This window comes from Verrucomicrobiota bacterium, assembly GCA_021413925.1.
Classification (GTDB): domain Bacteria; phylum Verrucomicrobiota; class Verrucomicrobiia; order Chthoniobacterales; family UBA6821; genus UBA6821.
The window spans coordinates 152,591-175,450 of record JAIOPL010000006.1; the positions used below are offsets into that span (position 1 = coordinate 152,591).

A 22,860-nucleotide genomic window follows, 5' to 3' on the forward strand; every position below is an offset into this window, starting at 1 on the left:
TAAGAGGTTTTTATGTCCGAATCCTCCCCTCATCCTAACTCTACCTCTGCCTCCGCCTCTTCGACCCTGCTCACTCAGCCTGTGTCTTGGCTCAACTCCACCCGATGGTTCTGGGGAATCCTCGCTCTGGTTACCTTCTGGAAGTTCATTGCCGCCTGGAAATTGGGTCTAATTTTTGATGAGTGCTACTACTGGGAATGGTCGTGCCATCCCCAAGCCTGCTACTTCGACCATCCCCCCCTCACCGCATGGCTGATTGACTCGGCCCGCATGTTTCTAGGCCACACAACGCTGGCCGTCCGTTTCTGGGCTATTCTTTCCGGCATTCTCCTTTCCCTTGCTGGTCGGGAGCTGGGTAAGGATCTCTTCGGCCAGGCGGCGGGAAACCGGGCGGGTATCCTCCTTCTTCTGGCTCCGATCTTTGCGGGGAATGCCCTGTTGATGACCCCCGACACATTCCTTGTTCCTGCCTGGGCCTTCGCGGTTCTCTTTGCCTGGCGGGGATATAGGGAGGGTGGCAGCATGGGATGGTGGGCTGCCGCCGGCACAGCGGCAGGCATCGGAATGCTCTCCAAGTACACCATGGTGCTCTATTATGGTGCCCTCCTGATGCTTTGGGTGCTCAGTCCCGGCAGACGGCCTCAGCTCCTCCCCGGCATGATGGTTGCAGGGCTTCTCTCTCTCCTGATCTTTTTGCCAGTGCTCTGGTGGAACAGCCACCACGACTGGGTCTCGTTCACCCATCAGCTTCATCATGGATTCAGAAACGAGCATTCCACATTAATCAATTTCCAGAACCTCGGCGACTACAGCGCCTTCCTTGTTGTCTTGGTCTCACCGATACTGGGGCTTCTCTGTTTCCTGACAGCCGCAACACGTATGCGCGATCCGCGCTTCCGCTTTCTAGGGGTCTTTTTCTGGACTGTGGTACTCTTCTTCGGATACTCCGCGGCCAAGGCCCACATTGAGGCAAACTGGCCCATGACCGCTTTCATCACAGCTCTGGTGATGGTTGCCGGGGATTGGGAGAACTATGGAGCAGGATGGAGAAAGGCGGCCATCATCATCCTGCTCATCGCCGACATCGGCGCCGTGATCGGTGTCTCCAACTTACTTCTTCCCAAGAATTCACCGTTCTCCGTCAGGAATTTCGCTCCCGATCTTTCCTTCATGGAGAAGGTCCCCGGCTTGTCTAAGCTAGAGGCTCCGGCAAAGCAGGGATTGTCCGATTTCCAGACACGGATCGAAGAGTTCCTAGGGCCAGAGACCGTCGCCCGTACGATCGAGGAAAACTTCCGCTCCTCGGGGGCTGATTTCATCTGTCTCTCCACCTATCAATTGACCGGCGTGATGTCCTTCTATGCCCCGACACTGGAGTCGCAACTCTGGCTCCCGGATCACGGCCGCAGCCGCTTCCCATGGATCAACGACACGGCTTGGGCCGGAAAGACAGCGCTCCTGGCAGCATGGCCGCGTCTTTATAACTGCTCTCAAGATCTCTTCTCTGAGTTTTCAACACAACATCCCGTGCTGGTACCCGGCACCAGAAGCCCGCTCTTCCTCTCAATCGGAAAATCCTACAAGCCCGAAAACGCGCGTCCCTAGAGCATTTTTGATTTATTCTAACGCAAAGAAAATTAAGATGATTCTTCCGCAGCCGTAACGGCTGCGCGATATATTCCGTCCGGCTAGAGCATTATCTATTTAATTTGTCGTTCCCGGCAAAATCATCAGAGTCGTTGAAAATACAAAGGTTCACGCGGAGGCGCGGAGAACGCAGAGTTTTTTCTAATGAAATTGGATAGTGATGATTAGCCCCCACTTATTCACTGAAATCGGACGTAATGATTTTATCTCTATCCACCGCGTTCTCCGCGCCTCCGCGTGAAACATTTCTGTCTTACTGCAAATGCATCAGAATAAATCAAAAATGCTCTAGTACAGAATCAACTCACGGAGCGATCGTCTCGACGTAGGCGAACCTTCCGTTCTTCACCTGCAGGATCACGGCCGGCTTGGTCGGATTGCGATGCTCGTCGAGGGTGATCTTGCCCGTCACACCAGGGAAGTCCTTGGTCGCGGTGATGGCGGCATTCACCTTGGCCGGATCGGTCGTGCCGGCACGCTTCATCGCATCGGCCAAAAGGCGCAGGGCATCGTAACCGAGGGCGACCATGGCATCGGGATCCTCGTTGTATTTCTTGCGGTAAGCTTCCACGAAAGCCACCACCTGGGGACTGGTGCTCTGGTTGGAGAAGTGATTTGAGAAATAGCATCCCTCCACGGCAGCTCCTCCCACCCCCACAAGCTCCGTGGAATCCCACCCATCACCTCCGATGAAGGGAACAGTAATGCCAAGTTGACGAGCCTGACGGATGATCAAGGGAGCCTCTGTGTAATAGGCGGGCAGGAAGACCACCTCGGGATTCGCCGACTTGATGGCGGTCAACTGGGCGCTGAAATCCTTGTCACCGCCGCTGTAACTCTGCTCTCCGGTGATGACGCCACCCTTCTTCGTGAACTCCTGCTTGAAGCTCTTCGCCAAGCCGAGGCTGTAATCCTTGGAGACATCGGTGATGATCGCCGCCTTCTTTGCACCCAGCTTGTTGGCAAATTTCGCACAGACCGTTCCCTGGAAAGGGTCGATGAAGCAGACCCGAAAGATATGGTCGCCGGTCTCGGTCACCTTTTCGTTGGTGGAGGCGGGTGAGATCATCGGGATGCCGCTGCGCTGGGCGATCGGAGCAGCCTCCAGAGAACGTCCCGAGGCGACCTCACCGATCAGGGCCACCACCTTGTTTCGGGTGATCAGCTCACGCACAAGCGTGGAGGTCTCACCCGGCTTGGACTGGTTGTCCTTGGTGATTATCCGGAGAGGCTGGCCCAGCACGCCGCCAGAAGCGTTGATTTCCTCGAGAGCAAGCTGGACCCCCTTGTCGGTGCTCTGACCGAACGTAGCCTGTCCACCAGTCAGCGAGGCAAACTGACCGACAGGGATGCCGACTTCTTGCTTTTTGTTGCAGGAAGAAGCCGTGAAGCACAGTAATGCAATGGCAAGGAGACGGGGGCGTTTGAAAAACTTCATGAGAGAAGAGTAAAAAGGCTTCCGCTTTGTGCCAAGCACCGATCGAAGCCGGGCACTTCATCCCGCCTCACGCAGATTCCTGCCCTACGGGCAGTATGGCGGAACATCGAGCAGTGGGAACTGCGATGTAGCCTATGCGAACGCATAGCCTTTGGCGTAGGCCAAAGGCGCGGCCACCGGGAGGTGGCGCGGCAATGGGCGGGATTTCCTTGTCGTTGACAAGGTGCTACCGATTGGCTTCGCACTAATGATATGCCGCTGATCGCGGCATGGTGATCGAACCCAGGTTCTTCATCCCGCCATACTCAAACTCCTGCCCTGCGGGCAGTTTGGCGGAAGGGGCGGGATTCGAACCCGCGGTGGGAATAACCCCACGTTCGATTTCGAGTCGAGTGCCTTAAACCGGACTCAGCCACCCTTCCTAAAAACTGGGATTGGCACCATACCTGCATGACAGAGGAGGTCAAGTTCGGCTTGGTACTAACGCGGTTCTCTCACACCCCTACGGGGCGGGATTATCCTCGCTTTGCGAGGCTCTGGATCTTGGCTTCGCTCCAATCAAATGCCGCTGATCGCGGCATGCCAGTCGAACCCGCGGTGGGAATAACCCCACGTTCGATTTCGAGTCGAGTGCCTTAAACCGGACTCAGCCACCCTTCCTAAAAACTGGGATTGGCACCATACCTGCATGACAGAGGAGGTCAAGTTCGGCTTGTTTTTGCGCGGTTCTCTCACACTCCTACGGGGCGGGATTATCCTCGCTTTGCGAGGCTCTGGATCTTGGCTTCGCTCCAATCACGATAAGCTAGAGCATCTTGCGTTTAATCTATCAATCCTTGGGCAATCATCTTGACCGTCGATAAATAAAAGGACTCGCGCAGAGGCGCAGAGACGCAGAGAAATCTTGGAAAAGACAAAGGATTGGGTCCGGAGAATATTGTCACCGATGTATCCAAAGATACGTTGGCATGAGTCATAAAAACTCTGCGTCTTGTAGGTCTGCGTTTGTACTAGCTTGCGCCCGCAAGGCTAGCCCTCCGGGTCCGCCTTCGGCGGCTACAACTCGCCTTTCCCAAAGGCTCGTTTCTGCGCGAGATTTCTTCGCTTGTATAGGCGTCAAATAAAACCGAAACCGCTCTAATCGCGGCATGCCAATACGGTCAAAGGGATTTAGCCAGATAGACTTCGAGTTTACGAGAAGCCCAAAGGGTGAACGGCAGGCAAGCCGTAAATCAATCGAAACCGCGAGGTCAAGCCCCCCCTTTACCAAGATAAAGGGAGGATTACCTAGACCAATCCAAGGCGCCCTTCTTGATGGCGTAAATATAGCCGACAAACAGAATCACCGAGAAAGTGAGAAGAGTCCAAAGGATGCCCATTCCATACTGCGTCAGATACTCCCGGTAAACCACAGCCCAAGGGTACAAGAAAACGATTTCGATATCGAACAAGATGAACAACATCGCCACCAGGTAGAATTTAACACTGAAGCGTGGCTGAGGGCCAGGTTCAGGAAGCATGCCGCACTCATAGGCAACATCCTTGACTCCCGTGCGTGTTCCGACCCGTCCGAGCAGAGTACTGGCAATCCACATCGTCAGCGCCAAACCGACGCATACCACAATGTGAATGAGGAGGGATCCGTAGCCGCTTAAGCTTCCAAGAGTGCCGTCCATGATCAGATGCTGTTACTTGCGTTTGCCAGCGACCTTATTCGCTGAAGCTTTCTTCGCTGAAGCTTTCTTCACCGAAGCTTTCTGAGCCGGCTTTTTGACAGCCACGGCTTTCTTGGGTGCTGGCTTAACTGAAGATTTTGAGGCCTTAACGGTTGCCTTGGCTGGAGCCTTCTTTGCAACCGGCTTGGAAGCCGGCTTTGAAGTTTTAGCAGGAGCAGGCTTTGCAGCAGCTTTCGCCGCAGGCTTCTTGGGTGATTGAACAGGAGCAGGAGTAATGGAGACGATGCCGGGAACCTGGGGGGCCGGAAGTGGCTCCTCCGGAGCGATGGCATGGGCCAAAGAGACCAGGCCTTTGTACTTCTTGCCGCTCTTCTTCACCATGTTACGGGAAACAAGGTGCTGAAGCTTCTCGTAAGCTCGGAGACGAAGCATTTCCTCTCCGCCGCTTGCGGCATTACGCTTCTTCAGACGGTCGTGGACGACATCGAAGAGTTGCTTAAACTCAAAGGAAGTTCCCTTCTTGGAAAGAACTGCTACCAGTTCCTCAGTGACCAGATCGGGGAGTCTGCGGGAGAAGGCACTTTTACGTTGCATAATGTTTAAGGTAAAGATGTATCACTTGTTCTCGCCCGCTGTCACTAAAAAAGCACGCCCCCCATGGGCCGCGTCACCTTGCGACGATTTTGTCAACGACTCGGTTAGTTATTTATCCGGAATTTTCCTTCTATGGCCGCATTGACTTCGGATTTTTAGATTCATAACGTGAAGAGAATGTTGTGGTCCTTCCCCATCCTTTTCCATCGGACAAACCGTCCTTCATGAAAACCATCCTATTCGTCTGCACAGGAAATGTCTGCCGAAGCCCTATGGCGGAGGGTCTCATGAAGGATCTTCTCGGAGACCGTAAGGATACCATCGTCCTCTCTGCCGGCATGAACGCACCTCAGGGTGCCCATGCAAGCCAACCGGCTGTCGCCGCTCTCTCGGAACTGGGAATCGACCTGGTCACCTTTCGAAGTCAACCGGTGACCGAGGAGCTTTTGGAACGGTGCACCCATGTTTTTACCATGACACGGGATCATTACCGACTGATCGACCTTCTTTTTCCGGAGCACTCCGGCAAGGTGCGTCTCCTGGGAGAGTTCACCAAGATCGGCGGCGACGTGCCAGATCCGATCGGCCAGGGACTCACTACCTACAAGCGCTGCCGCGATGTCATCAAAAGCGCGCTGGTACAAATCCGCGATTTTGTGGATCAATCTTCTATCACCATGTCACAAGCAACAGACTCCCACTCCTCACTCGACTCCATCAGCGCCCTCGCGAAGACCGATCCTGAGATCGCGGCAGCCATCGCGGCCGAACATCATCGCCAGCTCGAGCACATCGAGCTCATCGCCTCGGAGAACTTCACCAGCCAGGCCGTCATGGAGGCCCAGGGCTCCTGCCTCACCAACAAGTACGCCGAGGGTTATCCAGGACGCCGCTGGTATGGCGGGTGTGAGTATGTCGATATCGTCGAGAGACTCGCGATCGAACGTGCCAAGAAGCTTTTCGGAGCCGAGCATGCCAACGTTCAACCCCACAGCGGTAGCCAGGCCAACATGGCCGTCTACTTCAGCGTCCTCCAACCCGGCGACAAAATCCTCACCATGGATCTGGCGCATGGCGGTCACCTGACCCACGGACACAAGGCCAACTTCTCCGGCAAGCTCTACGAAGTCACCCACTACGGCGTCTCGCAGACTGATGGCCGTATCGACTACGACGCCCTCGCCAAACAGGCCGAGGAAGTTCGCCCGAAGATGATCACCGCCGGCGCTTCCGCCTACCCTCGTGAGATCGACTTCGCACGTCTTCGCCAGATCGCTGATTCCGTCGGAGCCTATCTCTTTGTTGACATGGCGCATATCGCGGGACTTGTCGCTGGAGGTGTTCATCCGAACCCGGTCCCCCTAGCCGATTTCGTCACCACCACCACCCACAAGAGTCTGCGAGGCCCTCGCTCCGGACTTATCCTCTGCAAGGAGCAGTATGCGAAGAAGATCGATGCACAGGTATTTCCCGGTGTTCAGGGAGGTCCGCTCATGCAGGTCATCGCGGCCAAGGCCGTCTGCTTCCACGAAGCACTGCAGCCTTCCTTCAAGGAATACGCGAAGCAGATCGTCCTGAATGCCAAGGCCCTTGCCGCACGCCTCTCCGTGCTCGGCTACACGATCAGCTCCGGAGGCACCGACAATCATGTCCTTCTCGTCGATCTCCGATCGAAGGGCATCAATGGTCTCGAGGCACAGGAGGCACTTGATAAAGCGGCCATCACCGTCAACAAGAACGCCATCCCCTTCGACACCGAGCCTATCTCCAAGACCGGCGGCATCCGCCTTGGCACTCCGGCCATGACCACTCGCGGACTCAAGGAGGAAGAAATGATGCAGGTCGCCGACTTCATCGATACAGGCCTCAAGGCCCGGAACGATGAAGCTGCCCTTGCGAAACTCCGCAAGGAAGTCACAGCCTTCACGGGGAGGTTTCCGCTCCCCTGACGGGGAGGTGGAACGAAAGCTGATACCTGAAACTTGAAACCTGAAGGGGGAGGGAATCAGGAAACTGCCAATCCTCTTTTCCCTGACCTCTCTTGAATTGTTTCATCCTTCAGCCTTCAAGTTTCAGGTCTCATCCCTTTCTTCTCTAATACGTCTCTTCATTCAGCTTTCAAGTTTCAGGTCTCATCCTTCTCTTCCCATGTCTTCTCCAATAATCAACCCGCTCCGTGAGGGGATCGCCAACCGCATCTCGCCCGAGCCCTGCACGCTTGTCATCTTCGGTGCGACTGGTGACCTCACCCACCGCAAGCTCATCCCGGCGCTCTATAATCTGGCCGCCGAGGGAGCGCTACCACCGGCCCTCACGATCATCGGGTTTGCCCGACGAGAAAAGACCTCCGAGCAGTTCCGCAAGGAGCTAGAGGAATCGACGCGCAAGTTCTCCCGCACTCCGCTCAACGAAGAGCTCTGGGCACAGTTCGCCTCATCGATCATCTACCATCAGAGCCCCTTCGATCAGGCAGAGGGTTACACGACACTTGCCAAACAGATGGATGAGGCTGATCGCAGCCGTGGCACCGCTGGCAACCGCCTCTACTACCTGGCCGTCGCACCCGACCAGTTCCCGGTCATTTTAAGCCACCTGCGTGAGAGCGGACTCAGCACCGCGAATCCGGGAAGCTGGGCCCGCGTGATCGTGGAGAAGCCTTTTGGCAAGGATCTCAAGAGCGCACAGCTTCTCAATACCCTTGTCAGCGAGGTCTTCCCTGAGTGCGACACCTACCGAATCGACCATTATTTGGGCAAGGAAACCGCGCAGAACATCATGGTGATGCGTTTCGCCAATTCGATCTTCGAATCGCTCTGGGATTCCAATCACATCAGCCATGTCCAGATCACGGCGGTCGAGCCGCTAGGCGTCGAGGGACGCGCCGGCTACTACGATACCTCGGGGGCCATGCGTGACATGATCCAGAATCATCTGCTCCAGCTCCTCACCCTCACAGCCATGGAGCCGCCCACCAGCCTCAGTGCCGACGCAATCCGCGACGAGAAGGTGAAGGTACTCCGCTCCCTCCGACCACTCCGTGGTGATGATGTCTTCAAACATGTCGTCCGAGCCCAATACACCGCCGGATTGATCAACGGCCAACCCGTCCCCGGGTACCGCGAGGCTGAGGGGGTTCCCAAGGATTCGACCACCGAGACCTTCGTGGCCCTTCAGGTGAACATCGACAACTGGCGCTGGGCGGGAGTCCCCTTCTTCATCCGCACAGCCAAGCGTATGCCCAAGGGCGGCACCGAGATCGCCATTACATTCAAGAGCGTACCGCCCGTCCTCTTTAACCGGAGCGGCGAAGGCCTCGACGAGAACGTCCTCGTGATACGCATCCAGCCCGACGAGGGAATCTCCCTTCGCATGAGCGCGAAGATGCCCGGCTCCAGCCTGCGTATCGAGCCCGTGAAGATGGACTTCCATTACGGAACCTCCTTCGGCAAAGCAACCCCAGAGGCCTACGAGCGCCTCCTGCTCGACGCGATGTCGGGCGACGCCACCCTCTTCGCGCGCCGCGACGAAGTGGAAGAGGCCTGGGCCTTCGTGGACGGGATTGAAGAGGCTTGGAAGACACGCTCCGACGACCTTGCCTTCCACACGGCCGGATCCTGGGGACCGGCAGAGGCGGCCGACCTGGCCGCACGTCACGGCGTCACCTGGAGGAGGATGTGAGCTTTATTCCCGGCATCCCGGTGCCGATCGGCGGCATCGAAAAAGCACTTGGTAAACTCTGGGAAGAGAGCGGCGAGAGCAAGACCCGCGCATCCCTTATCAACCTGGCCATCTATAACGAGAAGCCCGGGTCCCTCGAGCGCAACACCGAGACAATCCGTGGGATCGCGGGTGAGCACGCGATGCGGGCCATCCTTATTGAGGCCGATCCCAAGGCCGAAGGGAGCAGCGCCGAGGCGTGGATCACCATGCACTGCTACCTGAGAGGGGCCAAGGGGGGCTCCGTCTGCAGCGAGCAGATCTGCTTTCAGCTTGCCGGCATGGCAGCTCGTTCCCTTCAAAGCGTCGTATTCTCGCATCTCGATTCTGACCTACCGCTGGTACTCTGGTGGCAGGCCGATTTCCATCCCCCCATCGACGGCAAGCTCTGGCGCTGGGTTGACAGGTTGCTCTTTGACAGCAGGCACTGGAAGAATCCCAAGGAACAATTCGGCTTGATCAGACAGATTGCCGGACTCGCCGAAGCCCGCACCGTACTCTGCGATCTGAACTGGGCCCGCTCCCTTCCCGTACGGCAGGCCTTGGCTGCTATCTTCGACATTCCCGGCAACTTGTCAGAGCTTCTGCTCCTGCGGAAACTGGAACTCGATTATGCCCATGGATCGCGCACCACAGCCCTGCTCCTGGTAGGATGGTTGGCCGACCGCCTCGGATGGAGCCTCTCCAATCCATCGGCCAATCCGGAGTTCCGTGATGCCCTGGGCAACATCGTTAGCGTGGAACTGAAAGAGACCGAGGGAGCCAGCATCTCCCGCATGAACCTCGTTTCCGAGAATGCCGAGTTTCATCTCCTGAGAGAATCGGGTTCCGATCTCTATGTCACCACAGCGCAGGGAACGAGCATCGCACCCACCAGCAGGATGGTCCGCGCACCCCGTGAAGAGACCCGCGAGATTCTCCTGGCCGAACTCTCCCGCGGAGGACGCCACCCGCTCTACACCAAGGCGGTTAAAGCCGTGGAAGCTCTCTGGGCTTAAACCCGGATTTTGCATTGGAAGCACGCCAATAGATCTGGATGGTTCACCCAGATGGTGAGTCGTCGGATGGTTAAAACCGTTGAAGGGTTGAAACGTTACAACGTGCTGACACCAGGCAGTTATAGGGTCCGTCGCTAGGACCCATCGCTCTGGGGGATGTGCCCCTAGTTGAGCTCCGACGACTGTACCTCCCACGGGACAAGCCCGTGGGGGAGTTGACCCGTCTGACACCTAAACCAACAAGCCCGTGGGGGAGTGACCCGTCTGACACCTAGCTTTGATAGTCCAAAAACCACTGCGATTGTACTAGCTTGCGCCCGCAAGGCTAGCCCTCCGGGTCCGCCTTCGGCGGCTACAACTCGCCTTTCCCAAAGGCTCGTTTCTGCTCCTCTGCGCGAGATTTCTTCGCTTGTACGAGCGTCGGAAAAAACCGAAAACGCTCTAAACAATCATCCGTTAAAATTCCGCCGGTTTCGGGGCGGGTATTGTCATGACGGGCGCAGCGCTCTGCAGATCCATCGGGCGGACGGGTTCCGCCTTCCTCACCTCTTTCTCACCGAGCGGCAGGGCAACAGCCACATTGGTTGATCCTCCCTTGCCGTCGGTTCCGGGATCCTTGCCGTCAGGTGATATGGCACGGGCCACCTTGATATTCGCATCCTCGGCAACTCCCACACTCAGGGTTGGATTCACCGATCGGTAGAGATCATTCTGGGCCAGAAGAGTCGGGGCATTGATGGGAATCGGACGAACACGTGTCAGATCGACCGCTGCGGCCGCTCTGGGCCATTCAGCCTGGTCGATGTCGCGGTTGTAACTCCTCACCCCTCCCCCGTGGGTATCGCAGGACTCCGTGGGCATCTCGGCCTCCGTGGCATACTCGCTAGCAACCATTCCCGGGAGCTTCCGGCATCCCTCGGCGGCAAGCAGCCCTGAACTTCTGCAGATCGCGACCTGCTTCAAGCCCGCGGGCAGAGTCAGAGACTTAGAGGGAAAGGATCCCATCGAAGCGTTCATCACCTGGGCCCAGATTGGAAGAGCCAGATCCTTGCCGAAGGCTCCGCGGTAGATCTTCTGAGGCTTGTCGAATCCGATCCAGACACCGCAGGTCACGGCGCTTGAGTAACCCAAAAACCAAGTGTCGGTGAAATCGTACGCCGTTCCTGATTTGCCCGCCAGCACTGTATTCGTTGAGATCCCCGAGGCAGCCGCCTCCTGAGCACAGGCCTTGAAGAGGGCATCCTGAAGGACGGTATGCACCTGATAGGCTGCCTCGGCAGGGAGCACCGGGACACGGGTCACAGGATTCTCATACAGGAGACTCCCCTCCTGATCGGTGATCCGCGTGATCGTGAAGAGCTTGGCCGGGCGCGTCCCTCCACCCGGGAAGGCCATGTAGGCAAGGGTCAGTTCATCAAGGCACATCTCGCTGGAGCCGAGATAAGCATTGGCCACATCTCGGAGCGGAGATCGAATGCCGGCGGCCTTGCAGAATCCGTTGAGCTGATCGAGGCCGGTTTTATAACCGAGACGAACGACGGCGGCGTTTTTGCCGCGGGCCACAGCCTCACTCGAAGGCATCGGCCCCTCATACTCGTTGTCAGCACGTTCCACTCCCCATTCCCCCAGGATGCCGTTGACTCCACCGATCATCACGAAGTGATTGTCAATGCAGTCATCGTCGACAGACTCTCCCGGGAAGAGCCCGTTAGCATAGGCGGCGGCGGCCACCATGGGGGTGAAGAGGGTTCCGGGCGGACGGCGTCCCTGGAGGGCGCGGTTGTATTCGCTGTGCAGGAAGTCACGACCGCCGGCAACAGCCAGGATGCCCCCCGTGGCATTATCCACCGCCAGAACCGCACCCTGGAGATAGCCGGGAGGAGGCATCGTGACCGACTCTCCACGCTGTGCCGCCTCTTCCATCTTCGCATTGATCTGGTGGTACTGCTGGTAGGTGATGTGAGCGAAGCCTAGCTGGCTCTCAACCTGTGTCAGATGGCTTTTCAACGCGCGTTCCGCCGCCATCTGGAGCTTGGCATCGAAGGTCGTCTCGATCTTCACCCCCTCGTTCATCGCCGTGTCATATCCCAGTGCCGCAATAGCCTGCTGGCGGACCAGGTCGATGGCATAGGAGACCCTGTTCGGATTCGTCCTCTTGCGAACTGAAAGGTTCAGTTCCACGGCAGCGTCGTATTCATCGCGCGTGATCAGGTGCATCTCCCTCATGCGACCCAGAACGAAATTCCGGACCTTCTTTGCACCCTTGGGGTTATTCCAGGGAGAGTAGAAATTGGGACTCTTGAGCAGGCCCGCGAGCATGGCGCATTCTCCGACACTCAGATCCTTGGCAGCCTTCCAGAAGTAGCCCCTGGCAGCAGCCTCGACCCCGTAGAACCCGCTCCCGAAGTAAACGCGATTCAGGTAATACTCCATGATCTTCTCCTTGGAGAGATGATCCTCGATTCGTTCGGCCAGGAACATTTCCAAGAGCTTGCGACGGTAGCTCTTCTCATGCAGGTCGAACGAGTTTCGAGCCAACTGCTGGGTCACCGTACTGGCTCCCTGCTTCACCTTACCCTGGTGCCAATTACTGACCGCCGCACGCATCACTCCGAAGTAATCGACGCCGTGATGATCGAAGAACCTATTGTCCTCCTCCGCGACAACGGCATTCACCATCTCCTTAGGGATCTGATCATAGGGAATGGGCAGGCGATTCTGGATGAAGATCTTGCCCATCTGCTGAGCATTGCGATCCAGGATGACGCTCGCCGACTCCATCTTGGGGATCTTAGCCAGATCAAAGGAGTCAGCCTTGGCCTTGAACTCCGAAACCAGCCATCCGTAGACGATCAGGGCCCCCAGCGAAGTCAGGATCAGGAGCGTTATTGGCACGAGAAACCAGAGCCGTAGAAACCATGGCTTCCGACGACGTTCCCTACCCTCTTCCCAACTGTAGCGATGGCGTGCGATCCGCCATATTTTCCATGAAAAGGGCACTCGGGCAAGCTCTCCTAAAGAGATATCGGAACAGGCGCCGGAAGGGGGAGCTTCCCCTCACCCGGATCAGGCCGTGTAATGACGATCCGGAAGAGAGCGTAGACGCTCCGCGGCCTGCTCAGCCGTGAGATCGCGCTGACCCTCGGCTAGCATCTCGTAGCCGACCAGGAACTTCTTCACCGAGGCCGAGCGGAGGAGCGGTGGGTAGAAATGGGCGTGAAGCTGCCAGTACTCGTCATCATTCTCCTGCTTCTCAGGCTTCTCTCCATCGACCGCCGGGAAAGGAGCCCCATGCCATCCCATCGAGTACGGGAAGGAGCATTGGAAGAGATTGTCGTAGCGCACAAGGAGTCGGCGCATCGTCTCGGCAAGATCGAGCTTGTGACTCTCCGGCAGAGAGGTCAGGCGGGCCACATGCTCATGCTTCGGGAGGAGTAGCGTCTCGTAAGGCCAGAGTGCCCAGTAAGGAACGACAGCGAACCAATGCTCACCCTCGACCACAGTGCGTGAGCCATCGCGGAGTTCCTCCGCAGCGTAGTCGAGCAGCAGAGGCCGCCCATGCTCGCGGAAATACTCCTTCTGCGAGAGATCTTCCTTGGCCGGTTCCTCAGGAATGAAATCCCCCGCCCAGATCTGGCCATGAGGATGGGGATTGGAGCATCCCATCGCCGCGCCCTTGTTCTCGAAGACCTGCACCCAGCGGTTCCGGCTTCCGAGATCGGCGCTCTGATCCTGCCAGGTTCCAATGACATTGCCGATCTCCTCCCGGGACATCTGGGCCAGTGAGAGATCATGGCGTGGCGAGAAGCAGATCACCCGGCATTCGCCGGAGACATTCCTCGACTGGAAAAGCGGCGAAGAGGTTGAAGCCGGAGCTTCCGTTTCCAGAGTTTCCTTAGTTCCCATAGTTCCCATAGGGGGAAGAAGCGAGGGGAAGTCGTTGCCGAAGAAAAACGTCTCCTTGTAGTCCGGATTCACCTCGCCGCCCACGCGCTTGTTTCCGGGACAGAGCGTGCAGCCGGGATCGTAGGAGGGACGCCCTTCACTGACAGTCTCCACCTGACCCAGCCAAGGGCGGGAGGCGCGGTGCGGGGAGACGAGGAGCCACTCGCGAGTGAGCGGATTCCAGCGGCGGTGGGGACGAAGATCAGACATCTATTCCCAGCCTGGCAGAGTTTTGATTCCATCTACCATCTTGCAGGAATGAACGGCATAACTGCCGACATACTCGGGATGACTGCGCGGATAGGCGGTCTCCACAGCAGAGCGGACAGCCGCCTCGCTCTCGCTAAGCACCAGAGCACCGCTGGCGCCACGGTCACCGCCGCCAAGCATCCGCTCGCCGAGAACACCCGGAATGGTCCTCACGATATCGCACATGGTTTCGAGTTCCTTGCCAGAGATTTGGTAGTCATCACGCAGTCCGAGGCCGTCCGCACGAAAGATGGCCCCGACCTCCCCGATATCTCCCTGCTGCCAAGCCGCCATCATCCGCTCGAACCGCAACTGGGCATGGTAGATGTAGTCGAGACGCTTGCAGAGATGGGGATGGCTGTCGCCGAATCTTGATAGGATCGATCGGAAGAGTTCTTCGGAGCGCACGTCGCCCAGCGACTCGATCCCGAAGGGTTCGCGGCAGAGATCGACCATCTCACGGCATTCCGTATGGCGGATCTTGTAGGTCGATTTCTCCAGTCCGGGACGGATTGTCCCGGTATCCAGGCTCATGATCCGGAAGTCGGGAGCTCCCTCACCGAGAGGCACATGGCGGATCGAGCGATCGGCAGGATTATAGTGAGTCCCCATCCCCTCGCGCGCAAAGAGGATCATGATCTGATCGAGATTTCCGCAAGGAGAGCCGATGTACTCATTCTCCACAGCCTGGGCGAGATCAACGATCCCCATCTGCGAAGGGAATTCGATACCGTTCACCTCGGCCAGCGAGATCAAGAGATTGAGCGTCAGCGACGCCGAGCGGGACATCCCGCCACCGGGTATATTCCCGTACAGCACCGCATCCATACCCTTCTGAAGCTTGTATCCTTTTTTCTGGAGGATCCAGGCGACACCGAGGGGAAACCGCGACCAGGAATCGGGAGCCGTCCCGGGCTCGGGAATAGCATCGAGAGGCAAGTCGATCAGGCCATCCTGCTCGAAGTTCCCGCTATAGAGACGGAGACGGCCGGAGTCATTAGGCTTGAAGGCCATCCAGATGAATCGGTCCGTGCCGACACCGAAGAGCTGCGTGCCGTTATAATCACCGTGCTCGACACCCAGGCAGAACCTGGAAGAAGAGCGCCGGATCGTGGCACCGGCAAGGGAGAGGCCCGCCTTGGCAGCTAGCCCGGAAAGAATCTTCCTGGCCCCCACATCAGTGGAATTGATTTGTTCTTCGCTAATCATCGATTGGTTTTAATGAGAGTGTTGAAGAATGACTGAGAAAGTACTGGATTTTACTCAAATCAAAAAAGAGCTCAATAGTATTACCCGATACCCATTTCCTCGGAAATCATTCATAATCCACCCATGGAGAGAGCATCACTTGCCATGAATCCGGAATCAGGCAGCCCGCTTTGGGGGATCGATCTCGGGGGAACAAAGATCGAAGGAGCCATCCTCGATCCTTCAAATCCCGCCCAGGCACTCTGCCGACTCCGCGTTCCCACCGGTGCGGTGGAGGGTTACGAGCGTGTCCTGGAGCATCTTGCAAAGCTGGTTTCGATGCTTGAGAACGAATCCGGAATGAAAAGACCGGCCGCAATCGGGATCGGCACCCCGGGAGTCACGATCCCCGCCACCGGACTTCTCAAGAACTCCAATACCCTCTGCCTCAACGGAAAGCCCCTGGCAGCTGATCTCTCGCGTCTCCTAGGATGCGAGGTGATCCTGGCCAATGATGCCAACTGCTGCGCGCTTGCCGAGGCGACCCTCGGGGCGGCCAAGGGACACAAGACCGTCTTCGGCATCATCCTGGGCACCGGAGTCGGCGGAGGCATTGTCGTCGAGGGACGTGTCCTGACTGGCCCTCATGGGATCTGCGGCGAGTGGGGGCACAATCCCCTGCGCGGCGAGGAGACTCCCTGCTACTGCGGGCGCAGGGGTTGCATCGAGAACGTCTGCTCAGGACCGGCGCTCGAGCGTTATTATGAGAAGCTTAGCGGGAAATCACTCAGACTTCCTGAGATCGTGAAACTGGCGGTAACAGGGGATAAAAACGCTCTCGAGACCCTGGAGCGACTCCGCTCGAAATTCGCGGAGGCTCTCGGAGCCGTCGTGAATATCCTTGATCCGGATGCCATCGTGATCGGCGGCGGCGTGGGGAATCTCGACCTGCTCTACACGCCGGAGACCCGGGAGGCTGTCCGCACCCATCTCTTCAATGACCGCTTCGACACCCCACTGCTACGCCCCCTTCTCGGAGATAGCGCCGGAGTCTTCGGCGCAGCAATGCTGACGCACAGAGCGTAGAGCGGTTTCGGGTTTATTTGACGCGAAGAAAATTAAGATAATTCTCCCGCTGAGGCGCTGAAACGAGCCTTTGGGAAAGGCGAGTTGTAGCCGCCGAAGGCGGACCCGGAGGGCTAGCCTTGCGGGCGCAAGCTAGTACAATCGCAGAGGTTTTTTCTACTATCAAAGCAAGATGTCAGCCGGGTCAACTCCCCCACGGGCTTGTTGGTTTAGGTATCAGACGGGTCAACTCCCCAACGGGCTTGCTGGTTTAGGTATCAGACGGGTCAACTCCCCCACGGGCTTGTCCCGTGGGAGGTACAGTCGTCGGAGCTCAACTAGGGGCACATCCCCCAGAGCGACTGGTCCTAGAGCATTATCTAGTTAAATTGTCATTCCCGGCAAATTAATCAGAGTCGTTGAAAATACAAAGGTTCACGCGGAGGCGCGGAGAACGCAGAGTTTTTTCTAATGAAATTGGATAGTGATGATTAGCCCCCACTCATTCACTGAAATCAGACGTAATGATTTCATCTCTATCCACCGCGTTCTCCGCGCCTCCGCGTGAAACATTTCTGTCTTACTGCAAAAAACTCGCGCAGAGGCGCAGAGGCGCGGAGGAAAAGACAAAGACTTGGGTCACTCCCCCACGGGCTCGTCCCGTGGGAGGTGTCAGTTTGCACAGATAAACCCTAAGGGATTATCTGTGGAGGGACGATCCCTTATCTCCAGACGAAGAACGCCTGGAAGAAAACTGTAACAATTTTGCGCGCTTGTTTCATGGGGGGGTTGGGGGTAGCTGAGAGTTAAGCTCTGCGGCTCCGACTGATCAGGCTGCTTAGGTAGCCACTTAGGACTCCGCGGTTAGCAAAGAGCATCCAACCGAGCAGCAGGATTGCCGCGACGATCACACTCGGTTCAGGAACAGGGACGATCTCAGTAAGACCTCCTGCTGCGGTGAACCCACCGATACCAAGGAAGGTCGATGATCCGATGCCGCCGCTGTAGAAGTGAATATTAGCAAGAGTCAACCCTGAATCAGTATCACCCAACTTATCGTAAAGGCGAGTAGAGCCAGCAACGTAGTTGTAGACGAACAGAGTGTTTGATCCGTTATTGATGCTTCCGAAGGTCAGCGAGGAAGTACCCGAGAGAGCCGAGAAGTCGATCGTGCTGTTGGCTGTGAGCGTCAGGCTCTTGAAGGTCTGGCTAGAGGCGCGGGCTCCGCCCGTGCCTGCGGCTCCCATGGAGAGAGTACCACCATTGAGGTTAAGCACAGCGTTTGTGTTGATGCTGTTAGCCGTCGTGGAGCCTAGCAGGAGGGTGGATCCGGCATTCACCGTCACATTGGTTGTCCCGGAGAGTCTACCAGTTGTGCCGAGGCTAAGTGGCCCGTTATTGACAGTGGTGGTGCCTGTGTAGCTATTGTTACCGCTGAGACTCAACGTTCCTGTACCAGTCTTGCTCAACCCAAGCTCGGATCCGCTAATATTTCCACCGAGGAGTAGGGTCTTGGCCGCCACGTTAATTGTGGAGTTGCCCTGAAGGGAGATCGCACCCGTGTTCTGAGATAGATTCCCTGAACCGAGGAAGGTGAAGCTGTTCAGGTTAATTGCATTGTTGATGCTGACATCACCTCCCGAGGTATTGTTGAGGGTAGTGCCGCTAGTGATCGTCAATGTTCCGGTTCCAAGCGCGGAGTTGTTATTGATGTTCAACACTCCTGAGTTGAGCAGAGTGCCACCCGAGTAGTTGTTGTTAGCACTGAGGGTTGCAGACGAACCTGAGAGGTTCAATGCTCCCTGACCAGTGATGTTTGTATTCACTAGGAAGTCACCATTCTGGAGTTGAAGGGTTGATGAGTTGGCGAGGCTGATCGTCCCGGTGAGAGTGGCATTAGTAGCATTACCGTCGATGATACTTGTTCCTCCACCGGAGACCGAGATGGCATTGCCAAAGGATGTCGCCGGGATGCCCTTGTAGGCAAGCGTGCTGCCGCCTTGCATACCTATGGAACCAGTACCCAGTGAGGAGCTGGAACTGAAGTTGAGGGTGCCACTATTCAGCGAGATGCCGCCAGAGAAGGTGTTATTCCCAGCGAGCGTGACCGCTCCGTTTCCGCTCTTGGTGAGGGCGCCAGCTCCAGCGATCGATCCGTCGAAGGTGTTGGTGCCGCTACTATTGGACAGGGTCAGAGTGCCGCCGCTGTTGGTCACACTGCCGCTTCCGGTCAGCCCAGCCAGTGTTTGGTTGAATCCGCCAAGGTTCAGGGTGGCACCATTGGAGACTGCTACGGTGGCGCTGCTGCTCAGGCGGTCTGCGCTGCCTGAAGTAAGGGTGCCGCTGTTCACGTTGACGGCCGTGGCTGCGGCCGCGCCGTTGAAGAGAGTATTTCCGCCGACGTTGATCGTGCCGCCGCCCAGGTTCGCATTGATCGTGCCATCATTAAGGGCGTAGGTGGCCGCAGTCAGGGTGCCTGTTCCTCCAAGAGTACCATTGGTCAGCGTCAGCGATCCAATGTTTTGATTGGTTCCAAGCGTCACCGTTGCATTGTTACTGATAGTCAAGGCAGCAGAGCTGCTGGTCAGCTGACCATTGAGGATCAAGGTTCCGTTGGTTGCATTCACCACGGAGGCTCCCGCGTTGCCACTCAGAGTTGCCGTACCTCCCACAAAAAGGGTTCCTCCACCAAGATTTGCACTCACCGTACCACCATTGAGTTGGTAGGTTCCTGCTGTCAGGGTCAGACCAGTACCAGCAAGAGTTCCACCAGAGTTGGTGAAGGAGCTGATGGTTTCTGCTCCGGCGAGGGTCAGGCCACCGCTTGCGATATTGAGCGTGGAGCTATTGCTGAAGCGTCCCGCAGAGCCGAGGGTCGTCGTGCCGGTCGAGACCGTGATGGCTCCCGCTCCGAGGTTCGCGTTGATCGTGCCGCCATTGAGGGCGTAAGTGGTAGCCGTGAGGGTGCCGGTGCCGCCCAGGGTACCCGAGTTGGTGAAGCTGGCCACCGTCTCATTGCCGCCGAGGGTGAGGCCGCCACTGGAGATATTGACAGAGGAGCCACTGTTGAGACGTCCCGCGGAGCCGAGGGTCGCGTTGCCTCCCACGCTCACTGCACCGTTACCCAGGATGCTGAAGATCGTGCCGCCATTGAGGGCGTAGGAGGCCGCAGTCAGGGTGCCGTTGGTGATCGATCCGCCCGCGATCGTGAAGGTGCTGTTGGTACGGCTGAAGGTTCCGAGATTGAGTGTGCCGCCATTGATCGTGAGGGTGCCGTTGGTGTCGCCGAGTGCCGTGTTGGCACCGGAGAGGAGGAGGGTGCCACCGTTGACGGTGGTGTTTCCGCTGTAGGTGTTGGCTGCTGAGAGGGTCAGTGTTCCAGAGCCACTCTTGGAAAGGGCACCAGAACCGCCGATCGCTCCGCTGAGGGTCAGGGCTGTGGTGGATCCGGTCACTTCGAAGATGCCTGTGGTTCCCGATGCCATGGTGAACTTCTTGGAGGAGCTGGCCGTTGCGCCCGTGAAGGAGAGGGTTCCGGTCTTTCCACTGCTTCCGAGGGTGACTGCATTGGTGCTGCTGCCTAGGGTGCCAGTTACACTCTCGTTATTGATTGTGTTGATGGAGAGAGTTCCTTCATTCACGAAGAGGGCGCCTCCGAATTGGTTCATACCGCTGAGGATCAGTGTGCCTGCGCCTAATTTGGTTTGTGTGGTATTGATGTTTCCTCCATTTATAGTTCCGGAGAGGGTCAGGGCGGTATCAGATCTTGTCACTTCGAAGGCGCCGCTAGCTCCAGAGTTATTCATTGAAAAATTCTTGGTCGAGCTGGCCGTCGCGCCAGTGTAGGAGATAGTTCCGGTCTTTCCAGTGGTACCTAGAACAACTGCATTACCCGTACCAAGAACGCCGATTGCTCCTCCATTGTTAATCGAGGCAATGGAGAGGGTACCATCCTGTACGGCTACACCTCCTTGGAAAGTATTGTTACCGCTCAATGTCAGGGTGCCGGTACCGGTCTTGGTAAAGCCGCCGGTGTTGGTGAGAGTCCCGGCGAAGGTCACGGCACTGTTGATCGTTAGGGTGCGGGAGATGGTGCCGAGATCGCCGGTACCGCTGAAGGTGAGGGCGCCGTTATTGAGACTGCTGCTGCTGCCAATTGAGGAGTTGGCCGTGAAGGCGAAGTTGTTGGCCAGGGTGCGGGCGTTGGTGCTGTCGGAGCTGAGGTTGCCGCCATTGATCACGAGAGTTCCGGTTCCGAGGGCGTTGTTATTCCCGATCTGGAGAGTGCCGGCGCTGACGGTGGTGGTGCCGGAATAGGTATTGGCACGGGTGAGGATCAAGTCGGCTCCTCCGGTCTTTGTGAGGGAAACTCCATTACCGCCAAGGATGGCGCTGATGGTCGCCCCAGTTGAGCCGTTGGTGGCGTTGTAACTGGAACCGGTGAGGACGCCGGTAGTGCCGGTGATCGTAGCACCATTGCCGATGGTGACTGCACCAACCGTGTCGCTGAATGAACCGATGTCGAGGGTGCCGCCGTTGACGCTCACTGCACCTGTGTTGTCGAGCGCGTTGTCAATTCCAAAGGCCAAGGTGCCGGTGCTGACAATGGTGCCGCCGGTGTAGGTGTTGACAGCGGATAGGGTCAATGTGGACAAGGTGCCGGTCTTGGTGAGGCCGCCAGATCCAGAGATGGCTCCGGATTGGGTGGTGGAGGCGTTATTGCCGCCAACGGTGAGGGTGACGGCGCTTCCGGTATCATTGTTGAGGGCGAGAGCCGACGATGCTCCCAGCCCGCCGAAGGTGGCGCCGGTGAGGCTTCCGAAGCTGAGGATGCCGGAACCGCCGAGGAAGGTAGAGCTGGCGAGGGCGGCACTATTAGAAAGTGTCAGTTGGCCTGCGGAGAGGGTCGTGGTGCCGGAGAAGGTATTGGCACCCGATAGGGTCAGGTTGCCGTTGCCGTCTTTTACGAGGGTGGTGATTCCGGTGCCTTGGTTTGCAATAACTCCGGAAATCGTGGTGTTCCCAGAGCCAGTCACGGTGAGCGTGGAACTCAAGTTATTGGCTGTCCTGACTCCCGATGAGACGGTGAGCAGGCTCGAGGAGTTATTGGCCCATGTCTGGCTTCCGTTGAGGAAGATAAAACCGTTTGTCAAGGTGGCTGCCCCAGCGTTGGCAAAGATATTGATTCCGCTTGTTCCCAAGGTGAGCTGGGTGATGGTGATGGTCGTGGCCGCCGTGGCGGTGGTACCGTCACCGAAGACCAGGCCGCCGATCGTGGTTGTTCCAGCGGTCGGCTGGAATGCATAGCTTGTCTGGTTAAAACGCGCGATGCCGGTGCTACCGGGGGCAGATCCCGTGGACCAGTTTCCGCCGGTGGCCCAATTTGTCGAACCTGCATTGCTCTTCCAGTCGGTCGTGGTCTGCGCCTTGGCCACACCGGGAAGGAGGAGGAGGAGGAGGATGGAAAGGCTAAAGGCTAAAGGCTGAAGGCTAAAACGGAGGAGACTGAAGGCTGAGCCAAAGAGCGAAGCGGCGGGCCGAGCGGAACGAGCGAAGCTTGATGGGATGAGGGCGTGGGTGGGCATGCTGTGCATCGTGGCTAGGTGATTTCGCTTTGCTATGGGGGGGGTGCAGTGGGTGCTTTCTAGCGCTTTTGACTATTTGGAGTAGTTATTACACTTAGCATCCCTAATAAACCTCTGTGGTCAAGTGTTTTTTTGTGGAGGGGAGGGAAAAAATTTATGAAGGATGAATTATGAGGGATGAGGGGCGGGCTGCCCGGCCTCCCGATCAGAACTTTCGCTCCAACGGGGTGAACCCGTTGGGGGGCAACGAACCAAGAACCTGCGGGATCCTTCAACTCCCAACGGGGGCGATTAGTTGCACGCCGGGAAAATAAGTACGATACCTCTCCACATCCCGTGTCAGTATCCGATAACTCGAGGCCTGTGCATGGGCACCAATGAAGAAGTCGGCCAGGGGAGCCGTCTTTGTTCCACCACGCTCCCGATAAACCCGAAAGGCTTGTGATGCGAGAAAGAGAGCCTCCTTGGGCATGTCCCTGTAGATGAGGCCAAGCAATTCGACCGCCGACTCAACCTCCTCGATGGCGGCGGCCGTATAACATAGTTCCGTATAGATGATGGGATTAATAATCAGACGTTTCGGGAACCGGCTCATCTGCTCCTCGGACCAGTCGGCCCATTCCGGATCGGAATTCAAGACGTCCAGCAGGACATTCGTATCGACAACAACAAATTCATTCATCGCCTCTTAATTCCCGCATGATTGCCCCTGTGGAGCTCCCTCCGGAATGCTTCTTCCAAGTTCCGCGAACCGCCGT

At 57.2% G+C, this 22,860-nt stretch carries 13 protein-coding genes and 2 tRNA genes; 5 read left to right on the forward strand and 10 right to left on the reverse strand.

What is annotated here, in order from left to right; all coding sequences use genetic code 11:
- Positions 1-12 precede the first annotated feature (12 nt).
- On the forward strand, positions 13-1,605 hold the full coding sequence (locus K8R57_04410) for a glycosyltransferase family 39 protein (protein MCE9587540.1): 1,593 nt from the start codon (positions 13-15) through the stop codon (positions 1,603-1,605).
- A 346-nt stretch (positions 1,606-1,951) separates the two neighbouring features.
- Here K8R57_04410 and K8R57_04415 read toward each other — a convergent pair whose 3' ends face one another.
- The 5 genes from K8R57_04415 to K8R57_04435 form a co-directional block, all read right to left on the reverse strand.
- Positions 1,952-3,085 (reverse strand): ABC transporter substrate-binding protein, encoded by a 1,134-nt coding sequence (locus K8R57_04415; protein MCE9587541.1) that lies wholly within the window; start codon positions 3,083-3,085, stop codon positions 1,952-1,954.
- Positions 3,086-3,415: 330 nt separating this feature from the next.
- Positions 3,416-3,507 (reverse strand) — tRNA-Ser (locus tag K8R57_04420).
- 147 nt (positions 3,508-3,654) lie between these two features.
- Positions 3,655-3,737: transfer RNA gene (locus tag K8R57_04425), tRNA-Ser, on the reverse strand.
- A gap of 631 nt (positions 3,738-4,368) precedes the next feature.
- Positions 4,369-4,761 carry an NADH-quinone oxidoreductase subunit A gene (gene ndhC / locus K8R57_04430; protein MCE9587542.1) on the reverse strand — a complete coding sequence of 131 codons (393 nt, stop codon included), beginning with the start codon at positions 4,759-4,761 and terminating at the stop codon, positions 4,369-4,371.
- 12 nt (positions 4,762-4,773) lie between these two features.
- Positions 4,774-5,355: a hypothetical protein gene (locus K8R57_04435; protein ID MCE9587543.1), complete on the reverse strand. Its 582-nt coding sequence runs from the start codon at positions 5,353-5,355 to the stop codon at positions 4,774-4,776.
- Between the two features lie 224 nt (positions 5,356-5,579).
- Between K8R57_04435 and K8R57_04440 the strand changes: the two genes are divergently transcribed.
- From K8R57_04440 to K8R57_04450, 3 genes are all read left to right on the forward strand, one after another.
- Positions 5,580-7,304, forward strand: a complete 1,725-nt coding sequence (locus K8R57_04440; protein MCE9587544.1) for a serine hydroxymethyltransferase — start codon at positions 5,580-5,582, stop codon at positions 7,302-7,304.
- 199 nt (positions 7,305-7,503) lie between these two features.
- Positions 7,504-9,033 carry a glucose-6-phosphate dehydrogenase gene (gene zwf / locus K8R57_04445; protein MCE9587545.1) on the forward strand — a complete coding sequence of 510 codons (1,530 nt, stop codon included), beginning with the start codon at positions 7,504-7,506 and terminating at the stop codon, positions 9,031-9,033.
- Positions 9,030-10,070 carry a glucose-6-phosphate dehydrogenase assembly protein OpcA gene (locus tag K8R57_04450; protein ID MCE9587546.1) on the forward strand — a complete coding sequence of 347 codons (1,041 nt, stop codon included), beginning with the start codon at positions 9,030-9,032 and terminating at the stop codon, positions 10,068-10,070. Before zwf ends, K8R57_04450 begins: the two co-directional genes overlap by 4 nt.
- A 456-nt stretch (positions 10,071-10,526) precedes the next feature.
- Here the strand turns inward: K8R57_04450 and K8R57_04455 are convergent, their stop codons facing one another.
- The 3 genes from K8R57_04455 to K8R57_04465 form a co-directional block, all read right to left on the reverse strand.
- The gene (locus tag K8R57_04455) at positions 10,527-12,965 is read right to left on the reverse strand and encodes a transglycosylase domain-containing protein (protein ID MCE9587547.1); all 2,439 of its coding nucleotides are present in this window, start codon (positions 12,963-12,965) and stop codon (positions 10,527-10,529) included.
- A 171-nt stretch (positions 12,966-13,136) separates the two neighbouring features.
- Entirely contained in the window at positions 13,137-14,225 is a 1,089-nt protein-coding gene (locus K8R57_04460) for a UDP-glucose--hexose-1-phosphate uridylyltransferase (protein ID MCE9587548.1), read from the reverse strand.
- The gene (locus K8R57_04465; protein ID MCE9587549.1) at positions 14,226-15,473 is read right to left on the reverse strand and encodes a hypothetical protein; all 1,248 of its coding nucleotides are present in this window, start codon (positions 15,471-15,473) and stop codon (positions 14,226-14,228) included.
- A 144-nt stretch (positions 15,474-15,617) separates the two neighbouring features.
- On the opposite strand from K8R57_04465, the gene K8R57_04470 reads away from it, so the two are divergent.
- Positions 15,618-16,538: an ROK family protein gene (locus K8R57_04470; GenBank protein ID MCE9587550.1), complete on the forward strand. Its 921-nt coding sequence runs from the start codon at positions 15,618-15,620 to the stop codon at positions 16,536-16,538.
- Between the two features lie 785 nt (positions 16,539-17,323).
- Here K8R57_04470 and K8R57_04475 read toward each other — a convergent pair.
- The gene (locus tag K8R57_04475) at positions 17,324-22,102 is read right to left on the reverse strand and encodes an autotransporter-associated beta strand repeat-containing protein (GenBank protein MCE9587551.1); all 4,779 of its coding nucleotides are present in this window, start codon (positions 22,100-22,102) and stop codon (positions 17,324-17,326) included.
- A 271-nt stretch (positions 22,103-22,373) separates the two neighbouring features.
- A complete protein-coding gene (locus tag K8R57_04480) occupies positions 22,374-22,784 on the reverse strand; it encodes a type II toxin-antitoxin system VapC family toxin (GenBank protein MCE9587552.1) in 411 nt (136 codons plus the stop codon).
- Positions 22,785-22,860 lie beyond the last annotated feature (76 nt).

What these genes read in the sequence shown, in the direction of transcription:
- zwf (MCE9587545.1), top strand. Translation starts at nt 7,504, where the DNA reads ATGTCTTCTCCAATAATCAACCCGCTCCGTGAGGGGATCGCCAACCGC.
- K8R57_04470 (MCE9587550.1), top strand. Translation starts at nt 15,618, where the DNA reads ATGAATCCGGAATCAGGCAGCCCGCTTTGGGGGATCGATCTCGGGGGA.
- K8R57_04475 (MCE9587551.1), bottom strand. Translation starts at nt 22,102, where the DNA reads ATGCCCACCCACGCCCTCATCCCATCAAGCTTCGCTCGTTCCGCTCGG.
- K8R57_04440 (MCE9587544.1), top strand. Translation starts at nt 5,580, where the DNA reads ATGAAAACCATCCTATTCGTCTGCACAGGAAATGTCTGCCGAAGCCCT.
- K8R57_04410 (MCE9587540.1), top strand. Translation starts at nt 13, where the DNA reads ATGTCCGAATCCTCCCCTCATCCTAACTCTACCTCTGCCTCCGCCTCT.
- K8R57_04480 (MCE9587552.1), bottom strand. Translation starts at nt 22,784, where the DNA reads ATGAATGAATTTGTTGTTGTCGATACGAATGTCCTGCTGGACGTCTTG.
- K8R57_04435 (MCE9587543.1), bottom strand. Translation starts at nt 5,355, where the DNA reads ATGCAACGTAAAAGTGCCTTCTCCCGCAGACTCCCCGATCTGGTCACT.
- K8R57_04415 (MCE9587541.1), bottom strand. Translation starts at nt 3,085, where the DNA reads ATGAAGTTTTTCAAACGCCCCCGTCTCCTTGCCATTGCATTACTGTGC.
- K8R57_04460 (MCE9587548.1), bottom strand. Translation starts at nt 14,225, where the DNA reads ATGTCTGATCTTCGTCCCCACCGCCGCTGGAATCCGCTCACTCGCGAG.
- K8R57_04465 (MCE9587549.1), bottom strand. Translation starts at nt 15,473, where the DNA reads ATGATTAGCGAAGAACAAATCAATTCCACTGATGTGGGGGCCAGGAAG.
- ndhC (MCE9587542.1), bottom strand. Translation starts at nt 4,761, where the DNA reads ATGGACGGCACTCTTGGAAGCTTAAGCGGCTACGGATCCCTCCTCATT.